Origin of the sequence: Curtobacterium sp. MCBA15_013 (assembly GCF_001865095.1) — a bacterium.
GTDB lineage: Bacteria > Actinomycetota > Actinomycetes > Actinomycetales > Microbacteriaceae > Curtobacterium.
The window spans coordinates 91,811-110,298 of the sequence record NZ_MJGQ01000086.1; the positions used below are offsets into that span (position 1 = coordinate 91,811).

Sequence of the window (18,488 nt, forward strand, 5' to 3'; positions counted from 1 at the left end):
CCGACGCCTAGAGCCGCCCGGTCGCCTTCGCGCGGATGTACGCATCCGCGACGAGGGGCGGCACCTGCTCGGGTGCGGCCCGGACGACCTCGGCCCCGGCGCGGCGCGCCACGTCCGCCACGCCGTCGGCATCGAGGAGCGTGCGTTCGGCGGCAGCGCCTCGGTACACGTCGCGCTCGGCACGGCCCTGGAGGGACGGCACGCGTCCGCCCCGCCGCCCCGGTCCCGAGACCGCCGGGCCCACCGCCCCGCTCGCCATCCGCTCGACGGCCGGGTCCGTCACACTGGTGACGACGACCGCGTGCCGCCGCGTCAGGCGGGGGAGCACGGCGAGCAGGTCACCCGACGCGCCGACCGAGTCGAGGCTCGACACGAGCACCACGAGGGCCCTGGAGGTGGTGATCGAGTCGACGAGCACGGGCACCGCCGACCAGTCGGTGGCCGCGATCCCGGGTTCCGCGAGCGCGAGCGTCTCCCCGAACCGCTGCACGACGTCGGTGCGCGTGGCACCGTGCACGCGACCCCGGACGGCGTCGTCCAGGACGGCGAGGTCCACCCGGTCGCCCGCGGCCGCCGCGAGTGCGCCGAGGAGCAGCGCGGACTCGATGAACGTGTCGAGCCGCGGTTCGTCGTCGACCCGTCCGGCACCGGCACGCCCGGCGTCGACGACGACGATCACCCGACGGTCCCGCTCCGGACGCCAGGTGCGCACCACGAGGTCCTGGCGGCGGGCGGTCGCACGCCAGTCGATCGACCGGACGTCGTCGCCGCGCACGTAGTCCCGCAGCGAGTCGAACTCGGTGCCGTGGCCCCGCAGTTGGAGGGTGGTCTCGCCGTCGAGTTCCCGCAACCGCGCGAGCCGCGAGGGCAGGTGCCGACGCGACCGGAACGGTGGCGTGACGACCAGCTCGGCGGGCGCCACGAGGACGCGTTGGCGTGCGGCGAGCCCGAGCGGCCCGAACGCGCGCACGGCGACGCCCGCGGAGGCCCGGCGGCCGCGACGGAACGGGGCGAACCGCACGCGCGCGGTCCGTCGCTCCCCGGCAGGCACCTGCAGGTCGATGCGGCGCGGAGCCTGCCCGGCGGACGGCTCCCACATGTCGCGCACCACACCGCGGAGCGTCCGGCGGCCGTCGTTGGCGAGCACGAGGGTGCCGTCGGCGGTGGTGTCCCGGCGGGCGAGCCGGGTCATCCGCCGCTCGACCCGCACGGCGGTGAGGTCGGCGGCGAGCAGCACGTCGAGCAGGGCCGCCAGCACGACCACGCTCGCCCAGGCCGCACCCGCCCATCCCGTGCCGAGCAGCACGGTGGGCACGATCGCGACGGCGAGGAGTGCGACGAACCGGCCGGAGATCGCCACTAGATCGGCACCCGGACCTGCTCGAGCACCTGCTGCAGCACCCCGTCGGCACCGACGCCCTCGAGCTCGGCGTCGGCGGCCACCCGCAGCCGGTGCCGCCACACCGGCAGGAGCATGGCCTGGACGTGGTCCGGCGTGATCGCGTCGTACCCGGTGAGCCAGGCCCAGGCCTTCGCGGCAGCGAGCAGGGCGGTCGCACCGCGGGGACTGACCCCGACCCGGACGGACGGCGCCTGCCGGGTCGCGCGGGCGAGGTCGACGATGTACGCGAGGACGTCGTCCCGCGCCCCGACCCCGCGGACCGCGCGCTGTGCGGCGAGGACCTCGTCGACCCCGAGGACCGGTGCGATCCCGGCCGACCGGACGTCCCGCGGCACGAAGCCGTCCGCGTGCCGACGGAGCACCTGCCACTCGACGTCCCGCGGCGGGACGTCGAGCGTGAGCTTCATGAGGAAGCGGTCGAGCTGGGCCTCCGGGAGCGTGTACGTGCCCTCGAACTCGATCGGGTTCATCGTCGCCGCGACGAAGAAGGGATCAGGCAGCACCCGGGCGTCGCCGTCGACGCTGACCTGGCGTTCCTCCATGGCCTCGAGGAGTGCGGACTGGGTCTTCGGCGGCGTCCGGTTCACCTCGTCGGCGAGGAGCACGTTCGTGAACACCGGTCCCTCGCGGAACGGGAAGGTGCCCGTCGAGGCGTCGTACACGAGCGAGCCGGTGACGTCGCCGGGCATCAGGTCCGGCGTGAACTGGATCCGCTTCGTGTCGAGCGACATCGCGGCGGCGAGGCTCCGGACCAGCAGGGTCTTCGCCACGCCGGGGACGCCCTCGAGCAGGACGTGCCCCTGCGAGAGGATGCCGACGATCATCCCGGAGACGGCGCCCTCCTGCCCGACGACGGCCTTGCCGACCTCGGCGCGCAGCCGTCCGAACACGTCGCGCAACGGATCACCAGCGGGGGTCGCCTGCGGGGTCTGGGTGGTGGACGGATCGGTCACGGTCGTGCTCCTCGGTGGTCTCGGTCGGTCTGCTGGGCGCCGGTGGTCGCGGCGAGGACGGCACGCTCGAGGTCGTCGAGCGCCGCTGCCCCGGCGGTGAGGGCCCGGTCGTCGGTGGCCGGGCCGCCGACGAGGACCGCCCCGACGCGCCGGTCGGGGATCCCGGTGGCGCGTGCCGCGGCCCGGACGACCTCGTCGACGTGGGCCGACCGGGGGAGCCCGAGCCGGCGTGCCGTGCGGCGGAGAGCCGCGATCCGGAGCGTGTCGAGCGCGTGGGTCCGGTCGCCGGTGCGTGCGGCGAGCCGGGCACGGCCCTCGGTGGTCTCGGCGGCACGGACGACGACCGGCATCCGCTCGACCACGAGCGGGCCCAGCCGGCGGCCGCGCCAGACCGCGGCGGCGACGGCGACGAGTCCGAGCAGCACGAGTGCGCTCGGCACCCACGGCGGTGCGAGCGACCCGAGGGTCGGTGCCGCGTCCGCCGTGCCGGGGGTCGGCGTGTACCAGGTGAGCGTCGCGTCGTCGCCGAGCAGGCCGAGGGCGAGGGCGGCGTTGCCGGCAGTGGTGATCGTGTCGTTCCGGAACGCCGCCGTGGTCCCGACGAGCGTGACGTCACCGGCCGGGGTCGCCGTCCGGACGAGGCCGTAGGCCCGGTCGCCGCCCGAGCCGGACGGTGCGCAGAGGTCGGTGCCGGTGGGGGCCCGGCCGCCGTCCGGCACGGCGTACCCGGTGCCGCCGAGGGTGACACGCTCGGCCCCGGCAGCGGCCGGGATCGCGCACGAGGCGGTGGACACGGTGTCGTCCCCGCCGACCTGCGTGACCGGCTCGACGTCGAGCCCGAACGCCTCGAGCGTCGCGGGGGTCGACGACACGAGGACGACGTGGTCCGCCTGCCGAGCGATCCGCCGCGCGACGCCTCGGTCGAGGACGCCCTGCTCGTCGTCGACGAACACGGTGCCGTCCCCGATCCGGTCGGCGCGGTCGACGATCCGGACGTCGGTGCCCTGCTGCTCGAGCACCCGCACGAGTGCCTTCGCGCCGCTCGCCGTCGCGGAGGTCGGGTCGAGCGGCGCCTGCCCGGGACCGGTCCGTCCGACGACGGCCGTGAGCACGGCGAGCACGGTGCCGACCAGGACGATGGCGACCCAGAAGCCGACGCGGAGCCCACGGCCGGCACGGCGCGGCGAGGTCGAGGTCGAGGCTGCTCCCGACGGTGCGGACGGGGTGGAGGTCGCGGTCACGCGGGGACCGCCGGGGTCGTCGTCCGCGCCGGGCGTGCCGTCCGGACCGCGTGCTCGGTGTCCAGGACGTCGCGGGCGGTCCGCTCGGTCGCGTCGGCGCCGAGGTACCGCACCTCGTCGAAGGTGGCCGCGGCGCGCTCGAGCCGAGCGGCCTCGGCCGGGAAGACCACGCCCGCCCGGCCGGCGATGGCACGCGCGGTGGCACCGGGGACGTCGGGGACGAGGTCGCGCTCCCCGAGCCCACGGGCGAGGGCACGGTACCCGTCGAGCACGGCGCGGGACCAGTCACCCGCGCGCAGGGCTGCTCGGGCGTCCTCGGCGATGGCACCGGCGGGACGCAGGTCGTCGTCGTCGAACACCCCGCCGACCTGCCCGTCCGCGAGCCGAGCGCGACGCCGGGGGAGTCCGCGGGCGACGACCACGAGGACGACCACCGCGACGAGCACGACGACGGCCGTCCAGAGCAGGGTGTGCGCGACCGCGGGGGAGCCGAGGCCGTCCGCGCGGAGCGAGCCGAGCCAGTCGAGGACCGCGCGCGAGGCACGGTCCCACCACGTCACGTGGGCACCGTCGTACTCCGACCGCTCGAGCTCGCGTTCGAGGAGCCGTCGTGCGTCGTCGGGGTCGATCGTCATGCGCGGCCGTCCGGCGGGTACCGTCCGGGTTCGCCGCCCCACTGCGGCGGCGTCGGGCCGCCCGGCTGCTGGCCGCCCGCTCCCGGCTGCCCCGACCACGGCTGCCCCGGCCATGGCTGGCCCTGCCACGGCTGCTGCGGACCCGGACCGGCCCCGGGCCAGGGCTGCCCCGGCCACGGCTGCTGCGGCCCCGGACCGGAGCCCGGCCACCCCTGCCCCGGCCACCCCTGCCCCTGCCCCGGCCACGCCGGCCTGTCCACCCGCGGCGACGGCGCGAACGGGTCTCGCGGCTGCCCGGTCTCGAGGTGCGACGCGATCCGCTGGTCGAGCGCCTCGGTCCGGATGCGGCGGTCGATCGCCAGGAAGGTCACGACGGACGCGGACAGCACGTCGGTGATGCACTGCACCGCGATCCCGAGCAGGCTCCCCACGACGATCGCCACGAGCCCGCCGACCCCGGCTCCCGACCCCGCATCGGTCTGCCCGAGGGGGTCGAACGTGCCGCCGACGAGCGTCGCACCGATCGTGAGTGGGACCGAGGCGATCGACACCGCGAAGCCGAACATCACCTGCACGAGCAGGATGATGCCGAAGGTGCGCCAGAAGGCTCCGCGGGTGAGCCGCCACGACTGCGCCGCGGCCTGGAACACGGGGCGTCCCTCGAGCGCGATGGTCGGCACGGTGAACGCGAACTTCGTCCCGAGCCAGACGAGCACGACCGTGAAACCGAGGCCGAGCACGAAGAAGGTGAGCAGGAAGCCGCCGATGCCCGACCCGTTGCCGGAGAGCCCGGCGGCTGCGCCGACCAGCACGAGCACGAAGACGACCCCGAGGACGGCACCGGCTGCGAGCTGCAGGAGGATCCAGGCGACCACCGACCAGCGTCGTCCGGCGAGGAGCGCCCAGAGCCCGCGGAAGGTGGCGCGCCGTCCGAGGATGCGTTGTCCGGTGTCCGCGGCGACCGGGGCGACGAGGAAGCCGCGCCCGAGGTAGGCGAGGAACGGGAGCCCGATCGACAGCACCAGCCAGAGCGTCACCGATCCGGCGAGGATCGACGTCTGGCCGTCCACGTCGCCGTCGACCGCCGAGAGCATGCGGGACTGGATCGCACGCTGGCCGAACGCACTCGCGATGGTGGAGAGCAGCCCGAGGACCCCGCTGAGGAGCACGCTCCAGAGCAGCAGCACCCGCGCGTTGCGGCGGAACACGGTGAAGGCGCCGCTCAGGACGTCACCGAGCCCGAGCGGTCGCAGCGGGATGACCGGCCGCGACCCGGCCGGAGGCGGCCCCGGCGGCCGACCCGGCCCACCGGCGGAAGGCCCGCTGCCGTACGGTCCACCGGCGGACGGACCACCGGACCGGCCCGGCCACGGGGCGGACGGCTGCTGCCCCGGGGGCCGCGCCGAGCCTCCTGGGCCGTTGCCCCGACCGTCCTGCGGACCGCCGGGCGCCCCCGGTACCTGCCAATCGGACATCGCCGCCCCCTCGTGGTCCCGACCGAGCACGCGGAAGGCGCGGTCGACACCCATCCTGTCGGAAAACGCCGTCGCACGGGGCCTCGGCTATCGTGAGTGGTCAGGTGCCGACCGGGTACCGCTGCACGTCACACGGAGTCCCCATCACATGACACCGCGCATCCTCGTCGTCGACGACGACCAGGCCCTCGCCGAGATGATCGGCATCGTCCTCCGCTCCGAGGGCTACGAACCCGAGTTCAGCGCCGACGGCAACGACGCCATCGACGCGTTCCACGGGACGAAGCCCGACCTGGTGCTGCTCGACGTGATGCTCCCGGGCATCGACGGCATCGAGGTCTGCAAGCGCATCCGCGCCGAGAGCGGCACGCCGATCATCATGCTCACGGCCAAGGGCGACACGTCCGACGTCGTCGCAGGGCTCGAGAACGGCGCCGACGACTACGTCGTGAAGCCCTTCAACCCGAAGGAGCTCGTCGCCCGCATCCGCACCCGGCTCCGCCCGACGGCCGCCGACGCGACGGTGCTGCACGTCGGCGACCTCACCGTCGACGTCGCCGGGCACGAGGTCCGTCGGGGCGACGCCGTCATCGCGCTGACCCCGCTCGAGTTCGACCTGCTGCGGGCGCTGTCCGAGAAGCCGAACCAGGTGTTCACCCGGGAGATGCTGCTCGAACAGGTCTGGGGCTACCACTACAAGGCGGACACCCGCCTGGTGAACGTCCACGTGCAGCGCCTCCGCGCGAAGATCGAGCACGACCCCGACAACCCGAAGATCGTCACCACGGTGCGCGGCGTCGGGTACCGGGCCGGAGGAGCCTGAGCACCGTGCCGTCCGCAGCGTCGACCGGCGGCGTCGCCGTGCAGGGCAGGCTCGCCCGTGCCGGCCGTCGCCTTCGACGGTGGGTCCGGCGTGGCTGGCGGGCCGCGGCGTACGTGTGGCGCCGGTCCCTGATGTTCCGGTCGGTGGCGATCACGGTGATGACCACCGGCCTCGCGGTCGCGATCATCGGCACGGCCGTCATGATCAGCATCTCGAACAACGTCTACTCGCAGCGCCGCGACCAGATCGAGGCCGAGTCGGCACGCGCGACGATCGTCGCGCAGGGCATCTTCGACGCGGCCACCGCGGGCGAGGACAACAACCAGAGCGAGCTCGAGACCCTGCAGAGCGAGGCGCAGCAGGCGATCCTGTCGAACACCACGAGCCCCGGCGGCACGAGCATCGCCATCGAGCGGAGTCCCGACCAGCCCGGGCCGCAGACGGTGCAGAACGTCGCGAGTCAGGGCTTCCCGGACGCCGTGATCACCGACGCCCTCCGGAAGCAGGTCGGCAAGAACACCGGCACGCTCAGCCTGCAGCCCGTGCGCCTCGACGACGACGGCCGCCACCAGCCCGGCCTCGCCGTCGGGTCGACGCTGCAGATCCCGAGTGCCGGTCAGTACGAGCTGTACCTCGTCTACGACCTGTCGGACGCCCAGCAGACCCTCGACTTCGTCTCGCAGACGCTCTCGATCGGCGGTGTCGCGCTCATGGTGCTCATCGCCCTCGTGACCTCGCTCGTCGTCCGGCTCGTGGTCGTGCCGATCCGGGGTGCGGCCGAGACGAGCCGGAAGATCGCCGCCGGCCGGCTCGACGAACGCATCCCGGTGCGGGGCAACGACGACATCGCCACCCTCGCCCGCAGCTTCAACGGCATGGCCGACGCGGTGAGCCGGCAGATCACCCAGCTCGCCGAGCTCTCCCGCGTGCAGCAGCGGTTCGTCTCCGACGTCTCCCACGAGCTCCGGACCCCGCTGACGACCATCCGGCTCGCCGGCGACATGCTGTTCGACTCCCGTCACGCCTTCGAGCCGTCGGTCGGTCGGTCCGCCGAGCTCCTGCACGCCCAGGTGGAGCGGTTCGAGCTCCTGCTCGCCGACCTCCTCGAGATCTCGCGGTTCGACGCGCAGGCGGTGCACCTCGATCCCGAGCCCGTCATCCCCGCGGCCCTGGCGACCGACATCGTCGACGAGTTCCGGCCGCTCGCCGAACGGGCCGGCATCGACCTGCAGCTCGCCACACCCGGCGGGCACACCACCATGCAGCTCGACGCGAAGCGCATCCGCCGCGTGCTCCGCAACCTCGTCGGCAACGCGATCGAGCACGGCGACGCGAAGCCCGTGCAGGTCGTCGTCGACAGCGACGCCCGCTCGGTCGCGATCGCCGTCCGCGACCAGGGCGTCGGCATGCCGCCGGAGGACGCCGCCCGCGTGTTCGACCGGTTCTGGCGCGCCGACCCGAGCCGCAAGCGGACGATCGGCGGGACCGGCCTCGGACTCGCGATCTCGCTCGGCGACGCGAACCTGCACGGCGGCCGCATCGACGTGTGGTCCCGCCCCGGCGAGGGCTCCACCTTCGTGCTCACGCTGCCGCGCAACGACCGCGTCACCGTGACGACCTCGGCGATCCCGCTGCCGGACCTCGACGAGTCGTACGACGGCCCCCGCGCCGTCAGGGAGGACGACTGATGCGCACCCGCTTCCGCACCCTGGTCGCCACGGCGCTCGCCGCGTTGACGATCGTCGCCGTGTCCGCCTGCGCCGCGATCCCCACCGACGGCGCGGTGCGCTCCGGCGGCGTGATCAAGGACCAGTCGGTGTCCGGCGTCGACTACCGGCCCGGCAAGCCCGTGCCCGGCGCCGACCAGACGACGATCCTCCGCGGCTTCATCGCGGCCGGCACCGGTGCGGCGGACGACTACGCCGTGGCCCGGGAGTTCCTCGCCTCGAACTTCTCGACGAAGTGGAACCCCCGGCGCTCGGTGACGATCCAGCCCGGCAACCCGGCGATCGAGCGGGTCGGCGAACGCGAGCTGACCTACACCCTCACCGCGAGCGCCTCGGTGGACGCCGACGGCGAGTACACGCAGGCGGTCCGACCGACCTCGTCCACGCTGACGTTCCAGTTCACCCGCGAGGACGGCGAGTGGCGCATCGCCTACGCCCCCGACGGCATCATCCTGTCGCCGGTGAACTTCGAGTCGGTGTTCCAGCAGCACGCGCTCTACTTCTACGACCCGACGTACAAGTTCCTCGTGCCCGACGAGCGCTGGTTCCTCGCCCGGTCGTCGACGAGCACCCGCATCGCGAGCGCGCTGCTCGCCGGACCCGCGAGCTGGCTCAAGGGGGCCGTGGTCACCGCCTTCCCCGAGGGCACGCAGCTCTCCCTGAACGCGGTCACGATCCAGAGCGGGACCGCCCTCGTCGACCTGTCCAGCGACGCCCTGCGCGCCAGCAGTCAGGACCGGATCCGGATGCGCGAGCAGCTGAGCAAGTCGCTCGCCTCGGTCGCCACGGTGTCCTCCGTCGACATCACGGCCGAGGGCACGACCTTCGCCGTCCCCGACGGCAGCGGGTCCGACGCGCAGCAGAACCCCGACGTCGATGCCCGCCCGCTCGTCGACCAGGACGGCACCGTGGGCTACTCGGCCCTCGGCGGCGGGAAGATCGCACCGCTCGGCAACGGCATGGGCGCGGAGATCGGCGACCTCGGTCCGTCCTCGTTCGCGCTGTCCGCGTCCGGTACCGCTGCGGTCGTCGGGAACGGCGACGGCGTGACGGTCGTGCGCGGACGCTCGCACCTGCGCATCGACGCGACCGACGGCCTGGTCCCGCCGTCCGTCGACGACCTCGGCTTCGTCTGGGTCGCGTCCGAGAAGAACACCCGCCGGGTCACGGCCTACGGCCTCGGCGGCGATCCGCACGCGGTGAACACGACGCTCCCGGCCGGCGACCTCGTGTCGTTCCAGGTCTCGCGCGACTCGACCAGGGCCCTCGCACTCATCCAGACGAACGACGGACCGAGCCTGTACGTGATGGCCATCGTCCGCGGCGCCGACCGCACACCGACCGCACTCGGCTCCCCGGTGCGCGTGCAGGCCGCCACGGGCAACGCCGTCGGCGCCGCCTGGATCAGCGACTCCGACGTCGCCTCGGTCGGGCAGACGTCCTCCGGCCCGGACGTCGTCCGCTCCACGATCGGTGGGCAGTCGAGCACCCTGCCGAAGCCCGACGGCCGGGCGACCGAGATCGTCGGTGGGAGCGGCGGCTCGATGCTCCTGCGGATGTCCGACGGGTCGGTCCTGCAGTCGACCGGCGGTGGCTGGGTCACGACCGGGATCAGCGCGGACGTGCTCGGCGTGCAGCGCTGAGGTCGCTCCTCCACAGGGCGGCGGTCCAGGAGGCGCGTCCCCAGCCCCACGGATCGGCCCCCGCCAGGTGGTGGGTGGCGGTCAGGATCGTCGGCATGACGACACGGGACAGGCTGCGGCCGTGGCTCCACGCGGCCGTCGCGGTGCTCGGGCTCTTCCTGCCGGTGGACTGCGTCGGGTGCGGCCGGCCCGACCGGGCACTCTGCGCCGCGTGCCGACACGCGCTCGACGCGATGCCCCGCCGGGTGCGTCTCGTCGCCGGGGTCCGGCTGGACGCGGCGTTCGAGTACACGGGACTCGTGCGGACGATGCTCCTCGAGCTCAAGCTGCGCGGGCGGGTGGACCTCGCTCGGCCCCTCGGCGCCCGGTTCGGTGGGCTCGTGCGGGCGGCGCTCGCCGACGCCGGTCCCGGGGCCGTACTGCTGCGGGTACCGCCGTCGCGGCAGGGTGCTCGGCGGCGGGGGTTCGACCCCGTCGTGCTGCTGGCGGCGCGCGGGGGAGTGCGGCGGTCGCGGGCGATGTCGCGGGTGCGGGCAGGAGGGCTGGTGCGGCGCCGCGCCGGCGTCGGTGCCGGTGCAGGTGCCGGCGTCGGCGCAGTGCGCGGTGGGCAGAAGGAACGCAGCGCGGTGGAACGGGTGGCCGCGACGGTCGGCACCCTCTCGGTCACGGGCGTTGCCGGTCGAGCCGTCGTCGTGGTGGACGACGTCGTCACCACCGGCGTCACGATGGCAGAGGCCGTGCGCGCCGTGCGTGCCGCCGGTGGTCGGGTCGTGCGGTGCGTCGCCGTCGCGAGCGTCGACGACTGAGGTGCGCCCGTCCGGAGCCCTCGGCGCATCGGTGAACGCTCGGTGGCCACTGTGTGTCCGGTGGGTGTCCTGGCGACTCACCGACATCACGTGACGCCGGAGCGCCACCGGGTCTAGCCTCGCGGCAAGGCGTTCAGGATCGCCGGATGGAGGCGACGCGCTGAGTCTGGATGGGAGCCGCCACATGGACGTGACGATCACGGGCCGGAACATCGGGGTCACCGACCGATTCCGCACCTACGTCGAACAGAAGTCCGAGAAGATCGACGTGCTCGCCGACCGCGCCCTCGCATTCGAGGTGCGCATCAGCCGCCACAACGAGAAATCGGGCGGTTCCCAGGGCGAGGACCGCGTCGAGCTGACATTGATCGGCCCCGGCCCCCTCGTACGGGCGGAGTCCGCCGCGTCGGACAAGTACGCCGCCTTCGATCTGGCCTTCGCCCGGATCATGGAACGACTCCGCCGAGCACGCGACCGCCGCAAGGTGCACCGCGGCCGCCACCGTCCGACCTCCGTGTCCGAGGCGTCCGGCACCGCGTTCGAGCGCATGGGTGTCGTCCCGGCCGACGGCAAGCTCATCGAGGACGTCGCGACGGGTGCCGTCCCGGTGGTCGACGCGAACGCCGAGGACGACGAGAACGAGGTCTACAGCCCCGTCGTGATCCGGCACAAGGTCTTCGAAGCCGGTCCCATGACGGTCGACGACGCCCTGTACTTCATGGAGCTCGTCGGGCACGACTTCTACCTGTTCGTCGACGCGGAGACGCACCGGCCGAGCGTGGTCTACCGCCGCAAGGGCTGGGACTACGGCGTGATCGGCATCGACGACCCGTCCACCGAGCACGCTCCGGCAGCGGCGTCGGAGTCCGAGCCGGCGGTCGCGATCGCCTGACGATCGCTCAGTACGGCAGACCGAACCCGGGTGTGCGCGGACCGTTCGCGGGCCGCGCACACCCGCGCTGTTCACAGCGGCCGGAGTCGACGGGTTGCTAGCATGACTGGCTGTTCGCATCGCGCAGGTCGCGCGTGACGATCTCGTAAGGAGCTCACGTGGCAAACGTGCTGGAGAAGGTCCTCCGCATCGGCGAAGGACGCACCCTCCGACGGCTGAAGGCGTACGCCTCGGCCATCAACGACCTCGAGGACGACTTCGCGAGCCTCACCGACGAGGAACTCCAGGACGAGACCAAGGAGCTCCGCGAGCGCTACGCGAACGGCGAGACCCTCGACGACCTGCTGCCCGAGGCGTTCGCCGCCGTGCGGGAAGCAGCGAAGCGCACCCTCGGCATGCGGCACTTCGACGTGCAGCTCATGGGCGGTGCCGCGCTGCACCTCGGCAACATCGCCGAGATGAAGACCGGTGAAGGCAAGACCCTCGTCGCCACGACGGCCGCGTACCTCAACGCCATCCCGTCGCGCGGCGTGCACGTCATCACCGTCAACGACTTCCTCGCGTCGTACCAGTCCGAGCTCATGGGCCGCGTGTTCCGTGCGCTCGGCATGACGACCGGCTGCATCATCGCGAACCAGTCCCCGGCCGAGCGTCGCGAGCAGTACGCCGCCGACATCACCTACGGCACGAACAACGAGTTCGGCTTCGACTACCTCCGCGACAACATGGCGTGGCAGGCATCCGACATGGTGCAGCGCGGCCACTTCTTCGCGATCGTGGACGAGGTCGACTCGATCCTCATCGACGAGGCCCGCACGCCGCTCATCATCTCCGGTCCGTCCTCGGGCGAGGCCAACCGCTGGTTCACCGAGTTCGCGTCGATCGCGACCCGCCTCACCCCGGGCGAGGACTACGAGGTCGACGAGAAGAAGCGCACCGTCGGCGTGCTCGAGCCCGGCATCGAGAAGGTCGAGGACTACCTCGGCATCGACAACCTGTACGAGTCGGCGAACACCCCGCTCATCTCGTTCCTGAACAACTCGATCAAGGCCGTCGCCCTCTTCAAGCGGGACAAGGACTACGTCGTGATGAACGGCGAGGTGCTCATCGTCGACGAGCACACCGGCCGCATCCTGATGGGCCGCCGCTACAACGAGGGCATCCACCAGGCGATCGAGGCGAAGGAGAAGGTCGAGGTCAAGGCCGAGAACCAGACCCTCGCCACGGTCACGCTGCAGAACTACTTCCGCCTCTACCAGAAGCTGTCCGGCATGACGGGTACGGCCGAGACCGAGGCCGCCGAGTTCATGTCGACGTACAAGCTCGGCGTGGTCCCGATCCCGACGAACAAGCCGATGCAGCGCATCGACCAGACCGACCTCGTCTACAAGAACGAGAAGGCGAAGTTCGAGCAGGTCGCCGAGGACATCGCCGAGCGCCACGAGAAGGGCCAGCCGGTCCTCGTCGGCACCACGAGCGTCGAGAAGTCCGAGTACCTGTCGAAGCTCCTCGCGAAGAAGGGCGTCAAGCACGAGGTCCTCAACGCGAAGAACCACGCGCGTGAGGCCGCGATTGTCGCCCAGGCCGGTCGACTCGGCGCCGTGACGGTCGCGACGAACATGGCCGGTCGCGGTACCGACATCATGCTCGGCGGCAACTCGGAGTTCCTCGCCGTGCAGGAGATGCACGCCAAGGGCTTGTCCCCGACGGAGACGCCGGAAGAGTACGAGGCCGCGTGGGACGACGTGTTCGACCGCGTCAAGGCTGAGATCAAGGACGAGGCCGACAAGGTGCGCGAGGTCGGCGGTCTCTACGTCCTCGGCACCGAGCGCCACGAGTCCCGTCGCATCGACAACCAGCTGCGCGGTCGTTCCGGCCGTCAGGGTGACCCCGGCGAGAGCCGCTTCTACCTGTCGCTCACCGACGACCTCATGCGCCTGTTCAACTCCGGTGCCGCCGAGAGCCTGATGGGCCGCTCGAACGTCCCGGACGACCTCGCGATCGAGAACAAGCTCGTCGGCCGTGCGATCCGGTCGGCCCAGGCGCAGGTCGAGGGCCGCAACGCCGAGATCCGCAAGAACGTCCTGAAGTACGACGACGTCCTCAACCGCCAGCGCGAAGCGATCTACAGCGACCGCCGCCACATCCTCGAGGGCGACGACATCCACGACCGTGCGCAGTCGTTCCTCAAGAGCGTCGTCGACGACGTGATCGACTCCCACACCGCCGAGGGCAACGCGGACGACTGGGACCTCGACGCCATGTGGACCGAGCTCGGGACCCTGTACCCGATCTCGATCTCCATCGACGAGGTCATCACCGAGGCGGGCTCGAAGGGCAAGGCCTCGCGCGAGTTCCTCGGCCGCGAGATCCTCTCCGACGCCAAGCTCGCCTACCAGCAGCGCGAGGAACTCCTCGGCGACGAGGCCATGCGTGAGCTCGAGCGCCGCGTCGTCCTCTCGGTGATCGACCGCCGCTGGCGCGACCACCTCTACGAGATGGACTACCTCAAGGACGGCATCGGCCTCCGTGCGATGGCACAGCGCGACCCGCTGGTCGAGTACCAGCGCGAGGGCTACGCGCTCTTCCAGAGCATGATGGGCCAGATCCGCGAAGAGTCGGTCGGCTACCTCTTCAACCTCGAGGTGCAGGTCCAGTCCGACGGCGAGAACGCCGTGATCGAGGCCAAGGGCCTCGGTGAGGACGAGGTCTCCGGTCTCGAGTACTCCGCTCCGTCGATCGATGGCGAGGTCGAGGTCCGCGACGAGCGCGGTCGCCTCGAGCAGGCCGCGACCGCGCGAGCGCAGAAGGCGCAGGCCGAGGCCGAGGCGGCCGCCGGGCCGGAGCAGGGCTCCGCGTTCGGCAACGCCGCGACCGCGTCCGGCCAGGCTGCCGCGGGCAACCGTGCCGAGCGTCGTCAGGCCGCCAAGAAGGGCTGACGCGACCACGTCCAGACAGGAGGCGCGGTGCCGGCTGGCACCGCTCCTCCTGTCCGTCTTCCGGTCACGTCACGGGCGTCACAAGACCCCGACGGCCGTCGCGCGCCAGCGACCCTGCCGTTTTTCCAGGCGCATCGCGACCGCACGGGCGTGACTGCGCGTGTGCACGACGACCGTCGCCTCGGCGACCCCGTCGGCCGGGCGGCACACGATCACGCTTCCGACCCGGAGCAGCGCCCGTCCGCGCGACCGGCTGCCGAGCTGCCGGGCCCGCGCCGCCACCGCCGCCCGCTGCTGCAGGTGCCGGTGCACCTCGTCCGTGATCCACCGGGCGATGCTGTCGACCTCGCGTGACCCCGTCAGGATCTCGGCGACGCAGAGGCCGAGCGCGCGAGCGGTGTCCTCGACGTCGGTCGGTGGCGGTACCGCGCTGAGTCGCGGGACGTCCCCCATCGGCTCTGCGTCATCGATCCGGCGTGCTTCCTCGGCCACCCCTGCCCCTTTCGTCGGGGCTGAGCGTAGAGCGAGTACAACATGAGAAATATGACTGTCATCGTGCCTGTGGAGAGAGCGGAGTTGTCCACAGTGGTGCGCACCTAGACTGGGCGGGTGTCGACCCTCAGTGACCTCGTCCTCGCACAAGGCCGTTCCTCCGAAGCCGACGTGGAGTGGCTCCACCTGCTCGTCGGGGACTGGCAGCTGCTCGCCGACCTGTCCTTCGCGGACATGGTCCTCTGGGTCCCGACCGCCGAGGACGGCTCGTTCGTGGCGGTGGCGCACGCTCGCCCGAGTTCCGCGGCGACGCTCTTCTACCGTGACATCGTCGGGCAGGAGATCCGCGAGGAGTGGCGCGAACAGGTCACCGAGAGCTTCGTCGGCGCGAAGGTCGTCGACTCCGCCGAGCCGGACTGGTACGAGGACACCCCGACGCGCGTCCGGGCGATCCCGGTGCTCCGGCGGCTGAGCGCGAACAGCGCCGAGACGACCGAGCGCCCGATCGCGGTCGTGACGCGGCACTCGAACCAGGACGAGATGCGCACCCCGAGCCGCCAGGAGCTCAACTTCACCGCGAGCGCGAACGACCTGTTCGGCATGATCGCCACGGGTGACTTCCCCGACATCGGTGCGCCGGCCGGGCCCCGACGCGGTGCACCGCGCGCCAGCGACGGCCTGCTCCGCCTCGACACGAACGGGATCGTCACGTTCGCCAGCCCGAACGGCCTCAGCGCCTTCAACCGGATGGGCTTCGAGGGCGAGCTCGAGCGGAAGTCCCTCGCCGAGGTCACGACCGAGCTCATCGGTGCGCAGCTCGACGTCGACGAGTCGCTGCCCCTGGTCGTCACCGGCCGTGCCCCGTGGCGCGCCGACGTCGAGTCGAAGGGCGTCACGGTCTCGCTGCGGTCGATCCCGCTCCGCGACCACGGCGAGCGGATCGGTGCGATCGTCCTCTGCCGCGACGTCACCGAGCTGCGGCACCAGGAGCGCGAGCTCATCACCAAGGACGCGACGATCCGCGAGATCCACCACCGCGTGAAGAACAACCTGCAGACCGTGGCGTCGCTCCTGCGCATCCAGGCGCGCCGCACTCACTCGGACGAGGCCCGGACGTCGCTGCAGAACGCGATGCGCCGCGTGGCCGCGATCGCCGTCGTGCACGACACCCTGTCGACCGGCCTCAGCCAGAACGTCGACTTCGACGAGGTCTTCGACTCCGTGCTGAAGCTCGTGACCGAGGTCGCGGCGTCGCACAACACGACCGTCCGCCCGAAGAAGACCGGGGAGTTCGGGGTGTTGCCCTCCGAGGCCGCGACCCCGCTCGCGCTCGGGCTCACCGAGCTCGTCACGAACGCCGTCGAGCACGGGCTGGACGGCCGCGACGGCGAGGTCGAGATCGTGGCGGAGCGCTTCGACGACCACCTCGACATCCAGGTCCGCGACAACGGGCGGGGCCTGCCCGAGGGCAAGGTCGGGTCGGGCCTCGGGACACAGATCGTCCGGACGCTGATCCAGGGCGAGCTCGGCGGCACCATCGACTGGCACACCCTGACCGGCAGCGGCACCGAGGTGACCATCACGATCCCGTTCCGCTGGCTGACGGCGACCCCGGGCGCCGCGTAGCGCGCTCCGCGCCCGCGCCGCGGGCCCGCCGCGGCGTCCCGCGCAACCGCCTGAAGGCGCCGTGCGCCCGCCAGGGCCGCATCGAACCACGTTCCCGACGTCGAACCACCGTCCGGCCCTGGTTCGACGTCGGTTCCGTGGTTCGTCGCGCGGCGCGCGCCGGCGCGCACGCCGCGGCGCGCGGCCGCACAACGAAAGCGCGCCCGAACCGCGCGATGCCGCGGCGTCGCCTGCCTTCCGTTGTGTGGAAGCACGCGCAGCCGCCTGGAGGCGCGGCGTGCGCCCGCCAGTGCCGTATCGAACCACGTTCCCGACGTCGAACCACCGTCCGGCCCTGGTTCGACGTCGATTCCGTGGTTCGCCGCGCGGCGCGCGCGCCGGCGCGCCCGCCGCAACCGCAGCCGCAGCGGGCGGCCGCACAACGAAAGTGCGTCCGAACCGCGCGATGCCGCGGCGTCGCGTGCTTTCCGTTGTGCGCAGGCACACGCAACTGCCTGGAGGCGCGGCGTCGCGTGCTTTCCGTTGTGCGGAGGCACGCGCAACCGCCTGGAGGCGCGGCGTGCGCCCGCCAGGCCCGCGTCGAACCACGTTCCCGACGTCGAACCGCCGTCGGGCCCTGGTTCGACGTCGGTTCCGTGGTTCGCCGCGGCGGCATGCGCAGAGGGCGGCCGCACAACGGAAGTGCGTCCGAACCGCGCGATCGCGCGGCGCCGCGTGCTTTCCGTTGTGCGCAGGCATGCGCAACCGCCTGGAGGCGCGGCGCGGCGCGGCGCAGCCGCCCCCGCGCGCGGCGCAGCCGCGCCCCGCGCACGACGACGCCCGCCGGCCCCGAGGGGGCGGCGGGCGTCAGGCGCGCAGCAGGCGCCGGGTCAGGAAGCGCGGCGAGCGCGGGCGGCGCGACGCTTCAGCGCGCGGCGCTCGTCCTCGCTCAGGCCACCCCAGACACCGGAGTCCTGGTTGTTCTCGAGGGCGTACTGCAGGCACATCTCGGTGACCGTGCAGCGAGCGCAGACCGACTTGGCCTTCTCGATCTGATCGACGGCCGGTCCGGTGTTCCCGACGGGGAAGAAGAGCTCGGGGTCCGCGGTGAGGCAGGCTGCCTGGTCACGCCAGTCCATGTGTGGTGCTCCTTGAAATCGATGCTCGAACGGCAGGCCGGGGCCGTGGTTCGGGGATCGGAACGCTGAGCATGCGCGAGGCACGAGGGGACACCCGTGGGGGAGGAGTCCGCTGGAAGCGAGTCTGACGCCCGCAGAACGCTCGGGGGAGGAGCGTCGAACCACGGGAGACGCACACCACATCGTGCCGTCCAAACGACCTCGAATATCGTTCCATACTGGTAGGGCCAAATCAAGGGTTCCGACGCTGGAGGAATGCTGTGCCCGACACCACCCCGACCGAGCCCGACCACGTCGAGCGGCGGTCGCCTGCCCTCCTGGCGCTCCTCGTCGTCGTCGGACTCGAGTTCGCCGCCCTCGTCGTCGTGACGATCGTCCTCATCGTCGAACTCATCGTCGCGCCGGCCACGAGCATCGCGTCCGGGATCGCGCTGACGGTCCTCGCGGCCATCGCGGCGCTCTGGCTCGGCTCCCTGTTCATCGGCCTCCGCAACCGTAGTCCGTGGGTGCGGTCCGGGATCATCGTCTGGCAGGTGCTGCAGGGTGCGCTCGCGATCGGGGCGTTCCAGGGCGTCTTCCGCGTGCCCGCCGTCGGCTGGTTCCTGCTCATCCCCGCGCTGCTGGGCATCACGCTGGTGCTGTCGCGACCGGTGACGGACGCGCTCGCCCGACCGGTCGAGTAGACGGTCCCGATCCACGGACTGGAGGCGCGGTGC

Annotated in this window: 15 protein-coding genes; 8 read left to right on the forward strand and 7 right to left on the reverse strand. The window is 72.4% G+C overall.

Annotated elements, in window-relative coordinates; genetic code table 11:
- Nucleotides 1-7 precede the first annotated feature (7 nt).
- Genes BIV01_RS18560 through BIV01_RS18580 form a run of 5 tightly spaced genes read right to left on the reverse strand, consistent with a single transcriptional unit; the run spans nucleotide 8 to nucleotide 5,706 of the window.
- Nucleotides 8-1,360, reverse strand: a complete 1,353-nt coding sequence (locus tag BIV01_RS18560) for a DUF58 domain-containing protein (RefSeq protein ID WP_071303801.1) — start codon at nucleotides 1,358-1,360, stop codon at nucleotides 8-10.
- A complete protein-coding gene (locus BIV01_RS18565) occupies nucleotides 1,360-2,355 on the reverse strand; it encodes an AAA family ATPase (protein WP_441294383.1) in 996 nt (331 codons plus the stop codon). The genes BIV01_RS18560 and BIV01_RS18565 overlap by 1 nt, the downstream gene beginning before the upstream one ends.
- On the reverse strand, nucleotides 2,352-3,596 hold the full coding sequence (locus BIV01_RS18570; protein ID WP_071303802.1) for a DUF4350 domain-containing protein: 1,245 nt from the start codon (nucleotides 3,594-3,596) through the stop codon (nucleotides 2,352-2,354). Before BIV01_RS18570 ends, BIV01_RS18565 begins: the two co-directional genes overlap by 4 nt.
- A complete protein-coding gene (locus BIV01_RS18575) occupies nucleotides 3,593-4,231 on the reverse strand; it encodes a DUF4129 domain-containing protein (RefSeq protein ID WP_071303803.1) in 639 nt (212 codons plus the stop codon). Before BIV01_RS18575 ends, BIV01_RS18570 begins: the two co-directional genes overlap by 4 nt.
- Nucleotides 4,228-5,706: a glycerophosphoryl diester phosphodiesterase membrane domain-containing protein gene (locus tag BIV01_RS18580; protein ID WP_175473782.1), complete on the reverse strand. Its 1,479-nt coding sequence runs from the start codon at nucleotides 5,704-5,706 to the stop codon at nucleotides 4,228-4,230. Before BIV01_RS18580 ends, BIV01_RS18575 begins: the two co-directional genes overlap by 4 nt.
- A 148-nt stretch (nucleotides 5,707-5,854) precedes the next feature.
- Here BIV01_RS18580 and mtrA point away from each other — a divergent pair, with 148 nt between their 5' ends.
- From mtrA to secA, 6 genes are all read left to right on the forward strand, one after another.
- Nucleotides 5,855-6,529 (forward strand): MtrAB system response regulator MtrA, encoded by a 675-nt coding sequence (mtrA, locus tag BIV01_RS18585; RefSeq protein ID WP_070418502.1) that lies wholly within the window; start codon nucleotides 5,855-5,857, stop codon nucleotides 6,527-6,529.
- 5 nt (nucleotides 6,530-6,534) lie between these two features.
- Nucleotides 6,535-8,217, forward strand: a complete 1,683-nt coding sequence (mtrB, locus tag BIV01_RS18590) for an MtrAB system histidine kinase MtrB (RefSeq protein ID WP_254791888.1) — start codon at nucleotides 6,535-6,537, stop codon at nucleotides 8,215-8,217.
- The gene (locus BIV01_RS18595) at nucleotides 8,217-9,899 is read left to right on the forward strand and encodes a GerMN domain-containing protein (protein ID WP_071303805.1); all 1,683 of its coding nucleotides are present in this window, start codon (nucleotides 8,217-8,219) and stop codon (nucleotides 9,897-9,899) included. The genes mtrB and BIV01_RS18595 overlap by 1 nt, the downstream gene beginning before the upstream one ends.
- A gap of 95 nt (nucleotides 9,900-9,994) precedes the next feature.
- Nucleotides 9,995-10,705, forward strand: a complete 711-nt coding sequence (locus BIV01_RS18600) for a ComF family protein (protein WP_071303806.1) — start codon at nucleotides 9,995-9,997, stop codon at nucleotides 10,703-10,705.
- 184 nt (nucleotides 10,706-10,889) lie between these two features.
- The gene (gene hpf, locus BIV01_RS18605; protein WP_070418505.1) at nucleotides 10,890-11,597 is read left to right on the forward strand and encodes a ribosome hibernation-promoting factor, HPF/YfiA family; all 708 of its coding nucleotides are present in this window, start codon (nucleotides 10,890-10,892) and stop codon (nucleotides 11,595-11,597) included.
- 158 nt (nucleotides 11,598-11,755) lie between these two features.
- A complete protein-coding gene (gene secA / locus BIV01_RS18610; protein WP_071294918.1) occupies nucleotides 11,756-14,536 on the forward strand; it encodes a preprotein translocase subunit SecA in 2,781 nt (926 codons plus the stop codon).
- 78 nt (nucleotides 14,537-14,614) lie between these two features.
- Here secA and BIV01_RS18615 read toward each other — a convergent pair whose 3' ends face one another.
- A complete protein-coding gene (locus BIV01_RS18615) occupies nucleotides 14,615-15,028 on the reverse strand; it encodes an Rv3235 family protein (RefSeq protein ID WP_083414148.1) in 414 nt (137 codons plus the stop codon).
- 117 nt (nucleotides 15,029-15,145) lie between these two features.
- Between BIV01_RS18615 and BIV01_RS18620 the strand changes: the two genes are divergently transcribed.
- Nucleotides 15,146-16,654, forward strand: a complete 1,509-nt coding sequence (locus BIV01_RS18620) for a sensor histidine kinase (RefSeq protein ID WP_070418508.1) — start codon at nucleotides 15,146-15,148, stop codon at nucleotides 16,652-16,654.
- A gap of 869 nt (nucleotides 16,655-17,523) precedes the next feature.
- On the opposite strand, the gene BIV01_RS18625 is transcribed toward BIV01_RS18620, so the two are convergent.
- Entirely contained in the window at nucleotides 17,524-17,772 is a 249-nt protein-coding gene (locus BIV01_RS18625; protein WP_022904217.1) for a WhiB family transcriptional regulator, read from the reverse strand.
- A gap of 260 nt (nucleotides 17,773-18,032) precedes the next feature.
- Between BIV01_RS18625 and BIV01_RS18630 the strand changes: the two genes are divergently transcribed.
- Nucleotides 18,033-18,455 (forward strand): hypothetical protein, encoded by a 423-nt coding sequence (locus tag BIV01_RS18630; protein ID WP_071303807.1) that lies wholly within the window; start codon nucleotides 18,033-18,035, stop codon nucleotides 18,453-18,455.
- The last annotated feature ends 33 nt before the right edge of the window (nucleotides 18,456-18,488 follow it).